At 63.9% G+C, this 8392-nt stretch carries 9 protein-coding genes and 1 tRNA gene; 4 read left to right on the top strand and 6 right to left on the bottom strand.

The features are described from left to right. Together carB and Q0S16_RS03695 are read right to left on the bottom strand one after the other, a co-directional pair. On the bottom strand, positions 1-2402 hold a 2402-nt coding region (gene carB / locus Q0S16_RS03700; protein ID WP_295845191.1), incomplete at its 3' end, for a carbamoyl-phosphate synthase large subunit. Between the two features lie 157 nt (positions 2403-2559). Further along, on the bottom strand, positions 2560-3732 hold the full coding sequence (locus Q0S16_RS03695) for an MFS transporter (RefSeq protein ID WP_295845188.1): 1173 nt from the start codon (positions 3730-3732) through the stop codon (positions 2560-2562). Between the two features lie 105 nt (positions 3733-3837). Here Q0S16_RS03695 and Q0S16_RS03690 point away from each other — a divergent pair, with 105 nt between their 5' ends. Continuing rightward, positions 3838-4212, top strand: coding sequence for a transcriptional regulator (locus Q0S16_RS03690; RefSeq protein WP_295845187.1), 375 nt, complete (start codon positions 3838-3840; stop codon positions 4210-4212). Between the two features lie 17 nt (positions 4213-4229). On the opposite strand, the gene Q0S16_RS03685 is transcribed toward Q0S16_RS03690, so the two are convergent. Both Q0S16_RS03685 and Q0S16_RS03680 read right to left on the bottom strand, forming a co-directional pair. After that, positions 4230-4306: transfer RNA gene (locus Q0S16_RS03685), tRNA-His, on the bottom strand. Between the two features lie 70 nt (positions 4307-4376). Continuing rightward, entirely contained in the window at positions 4377-5072 is a 696-nt protein-coding gene (locus tag Q0S16_RS03680; protein WP_295845185.1) for a class I SAM-dependent methyltransferase, read from the bottom strand. Positions 5073-5299: 227 nt separating this feature from the next. Here Q0S16_RS03680 and Q0S16_RS03675 point away from each other — a divergent pair, with 227 nt between their 5' ends. Next, positions 5300-5830 (top strand): DNA starvation/stationary phase protection protein, encoded by a 531-nt coding sequence (locus Q0S16_RS03675; RefSeq protein WP_295845183.1) that lies wholly within the window; start codon positions 5300-5302, stop codon positions 5828-5830. A 149-nt stretch (positions 5831-5979) separates the two neighbouring features. Here Q0S16_RS03675 and Q0S16_RS03670 read toward each other — a convergent pair whose 3' ends face one another. Next, entirely contained in the window at positions 5980-6474 is a 495-nt protein-coding gene (locus Q0S16_RS03670) for a PaaI family thioesterase (protein WP_295845181.1), read from the bottom strand. Positions 6475-6657: 183 nt separating this feature from the next. Here Q0S16_RS03670 and Q0S16_RS03665 point away from each other — a divergent pair, with 183 nt between their 5' ends. After that, entirely contained in the window at positions 6658-7269 is a 612-nt protein-coding gene (locus tag Q0S16_RS03665; protein ID WP_295845194.1) for a LysE family translocator, read from the top strand. Between the two features lie 72 nt (positions 7270-7341). On the opposite strand, the gene Q0S16_RS03660 is transcribed toward Q0S16_RS03665, so the two are convergent. After that, a complete protein-coding gene (locus tag Q0S16_RS03660; RefSeq protein ID WP_295845180.1) occupies positions 7342-8139 on the bottom strand; it encodes an N-formylglutamate amidohydrolase in 798 nt (265 codons plus the stop codon). 107 nt (positions 8140-8246) lie between these two features. Between Q0S16_RS03660 and Q0S16_RS03655 the strand changes: the two genes are divergently transcribed. After that, positions 8247-8392, top strand: a 146-nt coding sequence (locus tag Q0S16_RS03655; protein WP_295845193.1) for a transglutaminase N-terminal domain-containing protein, incomplete at its 3' end; no start/stop codon positions are given.

Raw genomic sequence — 8392 nt, 5'->3', positions numbered from 1 at the left:
TCGACGTCGATCTCGATGGCGTCCGACAGATAGCGGTCGAACAATAGCGGGTTCTTGCCGAGCACGGTGTTGATCTGGCCGGTCTTGTCGTTCGGGTAGCGCGCTTTTACATCGGCGGGCACCAGCTCTGGCAGGGTGCCGAGCAGGTAGTCGCCGAGCTGGCTTTCCTCGCGGATGATCTGCATCGCGCGGCCGCCCAGCACGTAAGACGGGCGCACCACCAGCGGCAGGCCGAGATCGGCGGCGACGAGACGCGCCTGCTCGACCGAGTAGGCGATGCCGTTCTTCGGCTGCTTCAGCTTCAGCTTGTCGAGCACGCGCTTGAAGCGGTCGCGGTCTTCCGCCAGATCGATGGCGTCGGGCGAGGTGCCGAGAATCGGCACGCCGGCGTCTTCCAGCGCATGCGCCAGCTTCAGCGGGGTCTGGCCGCCGAACTGCACGATCACGCCGTGCAGCGTGCCGTTCTGCTTTTCGGTGTCGATGATCTCGAGCACGTCCTCGGCGGTGAGGGGTTCGAAGTACAGCCGATCCGCGGTGTCGTAGTCGGTCGACACGGTTTCCGGATTGCAGTTGATCATGATGGTTTCATAGCCGGCGTCATGCAGCGCGAAGCAGGCGTGACAGCAGCAATAGTCGAACTCGATGCCCTGGCCGATGCGGTTCGGACCGCCGCCGAGGATGATGACCTTCTTGGCGTCGGTCGGCGCGCTCTCGTCGGCGAAGCCGCCGGCGAAAGACGATTCATAGGTCGAGTACATGTAGGGCGTCGGCGAGGCGAATTCGGCGGCGCAGGTGTCGATGCGCTTGAACACCGGACGCACGTTCAGCGAGCGTCGCAGCGTCTTGACCTCTTCCTCGGTGGTGTTGGCGAGCACCGACAGCCGGGCGTCGGAGAAGCCCATCGCCTTCAGCGTGCGCATGCCGAACGCGTTGCCCGGCAGACCGTCTTTCTTGACCTTGGCTTCCATCTCGACGATGCCGCGCATCTCCGAGAGAAACCACGGGTCGATCTTGCACGACGTGAAGATCTCGTCATCGCTCCAGCCGAGCCGCATCGCCTGCGCCACCTGCAGCAGACGGTCCGGCGTCGGCGTACCAAGCGCTGCGCGGACGGCGTTCTTGTCGTCGCCGCGGCCGAGGTCGTCGATTTCGATCTCGTCGAGGCCGGTGAGGCCGGTCTCGAGACCGCGCAGCGCCTTCTGCAGGCTTTCCTGGAAGGTCCGGCCGATCGCCATCACCTCGCCGACCGACTTCATCGAGGTGGTCAGCGTCCGGCTGGCGCCGGGAAATTTTTCGAAATTGAAGCGCGGAATCTTGACCACCACATAGTCGATGGTGGGCTCGAACGACGCCGGCGTCGCCCCGCCGGTGATGTCATTGGCGATTTCGTCGAGCGTGTAGCCGACCGCGAGCTGGGCCGCGACCTTGGCGATCGGGAAGCCGGTGGCCTTCGAAGCCAGCGCCGAGGAGCGCGACACCCGCGGATTCATCTCGATCACGACCATGCGGCCGTCGGCGGGATTGACGCCGAACTGCACGTTGGAGCCGCCGGTATCGACGCCGATCTCGCGCAGCACCGCCAGTGAGGCGTCGCGCATGATCTGGTATTCTTTATCGGTCAGCGTCAGCGCCGGGGCCACCGTGATGGAATCGCCGGTGTGCACGCCCATCGGGTCGATGTTCTCGATCGAGCAGACGATGATGCAATTGTCGTTCTTGTCGCGCACCACCTCCATCTCGAACTCTTTCCAGCCGAGCACGGATTCCTCGATCAGCACTTCGGAGGTCGGCGAGGCGTCGATGCCGCGCTCGACGATCTCGATGAACTCGGCCTTGGTGTAGGCGATGCCGCCGCCGGTGCCGCCCATGGTGAAGGACGGGCGGATCAGCGCCGGGAAGTCGATCACATCGAGCGCGCGCAGGGCGTCCGGCAGGTTCTTCACCTGGACCGAACGCGGCGTCTCCAGGCCGATCTTGGTCATCGCCTCGCGAAACCGCTGGCGGTCCTCGGCCTTGTCGATCGCGTCCGCCGTGGCGCCGATCATCTCGACGTCGAATTTCTCCAGCGTGCCCTGCTTGCGCAGCGACAGCGCGCAGTTCAGCGCGGTCTGGCCGCCCATCGTCGGCAAAAGGGCAAAACCCTTGGAGCGGTCGCCGCGCTCCTTTTCGATGATCTTGGCGACGATTTCCGGCGTGATCGGCTCGATGTAGGTCGCGTCCGCCAGATCCGGGTCGGTCATGATGGTGGCCGGATTGGAATTGACGAGGACGATCCGGTAGCCCTCTTCCTTCAGCGTCTTGACCGCCTGGGTGCCCGAATAATCGAATTCGCACGCCTGGCCGATCACGATGGGACCGGCGCCGATGATCAGGATGGTGGATATGTCAGTGCGTTTCGGCATTATATCTCACGATTGGGTGGCAAATCGGCACAAAAAAAGGGCGCGCGTGCTGCGCGTCCCTTGAGCCCGGGCGCTGGAGCGACCCTGAAGGCCGATCCGCGCGCGCGGCTGTCTTTAGACCAGTTTAGCCGGGCGGGGAAGGCATTTAAAGTCGCGATCAACCGGCAAGTGGCGCCAATCGGAGCTTTTGCCGGCGCTCCCGGAACAGATGCAGCAGCAGCGCCGCGCCGACGCTGATGGCGCCGATCCAGCCGATGTCGCTGGCCGGCAGCGAAGCGACCACCACCCCGCCGGCGGCGCCACCGATCGCGATCCCCAGATACATCGCCGAGGCGTTCAGCGACAGCGCGATCATCGGCGCGTCCGGCGCCAGATGCAGCAGGGTATTGACCTGCGCGGGATAGAACATCCAGCCGGCGATGCTCTGCGCGAACATCATCGCCAGAAACAGCGCGGCGGCGAAGGGCGGCGTCGCGTATTTCAGGGCCAGCGACTGCGCCACCAGCGTCGCAATCACGATCATCAGCGCGCTGGTGGCGGTGCGCAACGATCCCAGCCGATCGACCAGCGCGCCGCCCAGCAAATTGCCAGTGGCTGCGCCAGCGCCTGACAGCAGCAAAGCGAGGCTGATTTGCGTGGTGCTGAATCCGAGCGCATGCAGCGGAACGGCCAAATAGGTAAAGGCCCCGATGGCGCCGGCCGCCCACAATACGGTGGTACCCAGCGCCTGCAGCACGCCGCCATGGCGGGCGATCGCGAAGCGCTGCGCCAGCGTTGCCGTGGTGCGCGGCAGACCGCGGGGCAGTCCGAATTGCAGGCCGGCCAATGCCAGGGTGCCCAGGATCGCAACCAGGACAAATGCCGAACGCCAGCCGAAATGCGCGCCGATCAGGGTGCCGATCGGCACGCCGAGCACGGTCGCAACCGTGAGGCCCGACGTGACCAGCGCAATGGCGCGGCCGCGGCGTTCGGGGCTGGTCATCGCCACGGCGACGGCGTTGGCTGTCGGCATGCACAGGCCGGCGCCGAGCGCCATCAGCATTCGCGACAGCATCAGCGAAGTGAAGCCGCCGGCATTCGCGGCAATCAGGTTGCCGACGATGAAGGTGCACAGCGCCAGCGTCAGCACGATTTTGCGGTCGAAGTCGTTGAACACCACCGCCAGGATCGGCGAGCCTATTGCGTAGGTCAGGGCATAGACGGTGACCAGCTGGCCGGTCGCGGCCAGCGAGATGTGGACGTCGGCGGCGATCACCGGCAACAGGCCGGCGATGACAAAGGCCTCGGTGCCGATCGAAAAGGCGGCCACGGCCAACCAGAAAATACTCATGCCGCGCTCTCGTTGTTCAATATTCGTTGAACTAATCAGGGGGCTGGGCTTTGTCAATGTTCAACAGTCATTGAACATCGTGTCTCTTCGGTCTATCTGTTTCCGATGTCCCGAACCCCCGCCCATCCCGCGCGCGACCAGATTCAACTGCCGCTGGTGCTGGATTGCCTCAGCGATCCGACCCGGCTGGCCATTGTCTGCAGCCTGGCCGGGCACGATCAGTCGGCCGCCGACCTGCGCTGCGGCGACTTCACCGGCTTCAGCGGAAAATCCAATCTGGCCTATCATTTTGCGCGGCTGCGCGAGGCTGGGCTGGTGATGACCCGGGTCAAGGGCACCGCGCGCTACATCACCTTGCGGCGCGATGATCTCGCAGCCCGGTTTCCGGGGCTGCTCGACACGGTCATCAAGTCCGCGATGGCGGATATGGAGCCGTGGATGCCGATCGGATGCCGTCTGGTCTGCGACAAGGTGGTCTGACGCCTCGGTAACGAGGCTGGAGGCCCGGCCTGGATTTGAACCAGGATCAAAGAGCGATGCACTGCCCCCCGCGTAAACATTCCGCCACCGGGCCGTAGGCAGTTTCACCGATCACGGACCGGTGATCCAGCGTCGCCGTGCATTATCCCTAACCGTCGGTTGGCTCAGAAGGCGTGACGGGCGATGAATGTCATCCGCCAGCGGTTGTGGCCGATATTGACCGGCGCCCGCGAGGCGCTGAAGCCGGCCGCCGCGAGTTTGGCCAGCATCTCGGTCTCGCTGTAGCGCTGCAGGCCGATCCTGGTCCGCAACTGCCGGTAGTCGGACAAAGCGGTGCGCACCAGCCCCCACACGGCGTCCTTGATGAACCCATGCTTGCCGGCCAGTCGCATCAGCGCCGCGACATCGCGCCCCATGCCGACATCGGGCTGCAGAATGTCGCCGACCACCAGCTTGCCGCCTGGCCGCAGCAGCCGCTTGATCACGGCGAAGCCGCCGTCGAGCTCGGCCGGCGTCATATATTGTGCCACCGAGTTCATGATCGCGAGATCGATCGACTGTTCCTCCATATGGCGCAGATCGTCGAGCGACCGAACCCGGATCTTGGTGATCGGCGCGAAGCGGGCGATCAGCCGCCCGCGTACGCCAGGCGCCGGCTCGGCCAGGATCAGCTTGCCGCACGCCGCCGCCACCATGGCTGCCGACAGCGCCTCCCCGCAGGCATAATCCAGCACGACGGCGTCGGGAGAGGCGACATAGCCGATGATGTCGCCGGCGATCTCCTGAAAATGCACGTCGCGATGCAGCTTGCTGGCGTAGATCGTGTGGGTTGAATCGTAATAATCGATCCAGTCGTCCATGGTTTGGCCTGGCTTTTCTTTGTTCCGCCGCTGGAACCGGTGCAGTCGTGAAGCATTATGGGTCTAGAGCGTTTTCAGGTGCGTTGGAAACCGCCTTTCACCCGCAAGACCTCGTTTTCAGGATTTGCAGCCATTTTAGCAGCACCGGTCATCGCCTCGAACCACCTCGTCGCGACGCCCCGCCTGTCTGAAATTACAGCGATCCGTCCTCAGGAAGGTAACCTGCCGTGTCCCCAACCAAGACCGCCTCTAAAGTCGCCGCCGATCTCGATACCCCCTCGGATCTGCCGCGGGACGCCACCGACAAGATCTCAAAAACGCTGAACGTGCTGCTGGCCGATACGTTCGCGCTGTATCTCAAGACCAAGAACTTCCACTGGCACATGAGCGGCCGGCATTTTCGCGACTATCATTTGCTGCTCGACGAACAGTCCGAGCAGATTTTCGCGACGACCGACGACATGGCGGAGCGCGTTCGCAAGGTCGGCGGCACCACGCTGCGTTCGATCGGCCAGATTGCGAAGCTGCAGACTATCAAGGACAATGACGAGGCCTACGTGCCGCCGCGCGAGATGCTGCGCGAATTGATGAATGACAACAAGCATATCGCCGCGGCGATGCGCAAGGCGCACGAGATCGTCGATGATCTCAAGGATTCGGCCACCGCCGGTCTTCTGGAAAACTGGATCGACGAGACCGAACGCCGGACCTGGTTCCTGTTCGAAGCCAGCCGCCAGGAAGGCGGCAACGAAGACTAGTCTTCGGCGCCGTGACGTTGAAAAGCCCTCTCCGCAAGGAGGGGGCTTTTTTTTGAAGTCGCCGGCATCAGGGCTTGCGGCATCCGGGGCGGAGTTCATCGCGGATGGGCCAGGCCCGGATGTCGCCAGGCTCATCCAGGCTACAGATTTCAGGCGTCTGTCGGGATTTCGAAAATCAGACAGGTCGTGGTGGCATGGGCCAGCAGCCGTCCGCTCGAATCGGTAATTCGCGCTTCGGCGGTGGCGGCCCGGCGACCGACGTTAAAAATCTTGCCCTCGGTGCGGACGGTGCCGGAATCCTTCGTCATGCCGCGAATGAAGCTGATCTTGAACTCCAGCGTGGTGTAGCCTCTGCCCGGTGGCAGCATGGTGTGAACGCAAAGTCCCATCGCCGAATCCAGCAGGATGGCGGCGTAACCGCCATGCACCGACCCGATCGGATTATAGTGCCGGAAACCGGGCACACTGTGAAACACCACGGCGCCGGGCTCGGCGGTGCAGTCGAACGGCGCCACATTCTCCATGATCGGCGGCTCGGGCAATTCGCCGGCAAAGATCTTTCGCACGAAATCGAGCCCTGACATCGACGCCATCAACTCGGGTGTGACGACGTCGTATCGGGTCGGAGCAGGGGTGTCGGTCATGGCATCTTCCTCACATTTTATGACGTTCATCATACCAAAAGTGTTCGGATGTGCCAATGCCCTGAGAAAACATCCCGTGTCATGGCGAGTGGAGATAGCCGGATGGACGCTCGCCGCGCACTGTCTTCCCCTGCGCGCGAGGCCGTGCATTACTGCGGGCTGATACAGCACGAGGGCATGTCGATGTCGCTTCAGGTCTATCTCGCTTTTGTCGCCGCCTGCGTCGTGCTGGCGCTGATTCCAGGGCCCAACGTCACGCTGGTGATCGCCAGCGGGCTGCGTTACGGCACCCGCGCCGCGCTGATCACCATTGCCGGCACGCAATTGGGGCTGGCGATCGTGATCGGCATCGTCGCGCTCGGTCTTGCCACGCTGATGGCCACCATGGGCTACTGGTTCGACTGGGTGCGTTTCGCCGGCGCCGCCTATCTGGTCTGGCTTGGCATCAGACTGATCCGCGCGCCGATCGAGGGGCTGGACGCCGAGGCCGTGCCGCCGCGCGGCGGCTTCTTCCTGCAGGGTTTTGTGGTGCTGCTCAGCAATCCGAAGGTGCTGGTGTTTTTTGGCGCCTTCATTCCGCAATTCGTCGACATGGAAAAGGACCACTTTCCGCAGGTGGCGATCCTCGGCCTGACCTTCATGGCGATCGCCGGCGTGACCGACGCGGTCTACGCGCTGCTGGCCGGCCGGGCGCGAAAATTCTTTTCGGCGCGGCGCACCCGGCTGCTGTCGCGCGCTTCCGGCGGCTTCATGATCGGCGGCGGCGTCTGGCTGGCGCTGACAAGAGCGCGGTGAGTTCTTTCCCTCTCCCGCCCAGCGAAGCTTCGCTTCGCCAGTGGGAGAGGGGAAGAAAACAGTCGCGCCGCGCTAGATCAATCCCCGCGCCTTCAGCGTCGCCTCGATCGCGCGAAACGCCCGCGTCAGCCGCTCCGCCCATTGCGTCTCGCCGGCGGGGTCGGAGATCAGGTCCTGGCGGATCTCGATGCCGGTGTTCATCAGTCCGCGCTTCTCGCCATGCATCGGGATCGTGTAGTCGGTGTCGTCCGACACCGCATAGGGCTCGTTGTCGCCCACCACCAGACCGGGCTCGGCGCGCAGCGCTTCTAGTAGCAATGGCGGCAGATGGGTGTCGCGCTGATACAGCGTGCCGATGTGCCAGGGCCGCGCGATCCCGGCATAGACCGGGGTAAAACTGTGCAGCGACACCAGCACCGTCGGCTGGCCGGCGCGGGCCCGCGCGTCGATCACCGCGTCGATGCGCTGGTGGTAGGGATCGAAGATCAGCGCGCGGCGGCTCGCCGCGGCCTCGTGCGACAGCCCGTCATTGCCGGGCACGGTGGTGGTCTCGCTGATGACAGGGATCGAGCTCGCCGCCTGCGGCGGGCGGTTGCAGTCGATCACCAGCCGCGAATAGCGCTGCGCCACCAGATGCGCATCGAGCGCGGCCGACATCTGCTCGGCGACGCCGGCAATGCCGATGTCCCAGCCGATATGTCGCCGGCGTTCGTGCTCGGGGAGGCCGAGGTCGCCCAGCAATTCGGGAATCAGCCGGCCATAATGGTCGCAGGTCAGCAGGAAGGGCGATCGTCCGGTGGTGCGATGTTCCAATACCGGGGGAACATCCCCGGTTCCAAGACGTAATGAAGTGTCGCGCGCGCGCGTCAAAGCGGTTTTCCTCCATCATTGCCTAACGAGGCAGCATTCCAGCCTGTGAATTGGCAGCGACCGGTATAGATTTGCATGTACAAAGTTACGACATGAATGATCTGAAGATGCCTCTGCTCACCATCAACCACAAGACCGTCTACCGCTATTCGCAGCCAGTGGCTTTCGGCGAACACCGCATCATGCTGCGCCCGCGCGACGGCCATGATTTGCGCATGCTCGCCGGCAAGCTCGAGATCACGCCGCGGCCGAT

The sequence above is a fragment of the Tardiphaga sp. genome (assembly GCF_025356345.1).
Classification (GTDB): Bacteria; Pseudomonadota; Alphaproteobacteria; order Rhizobiales; family Xanthobacteraceae; genus Tardiphaga.
The sequence above is the reverse complement of the archived record's forward strand: the minus strand, read 5'-3'. Positions and strand labels throughout refer to the sequence as shown.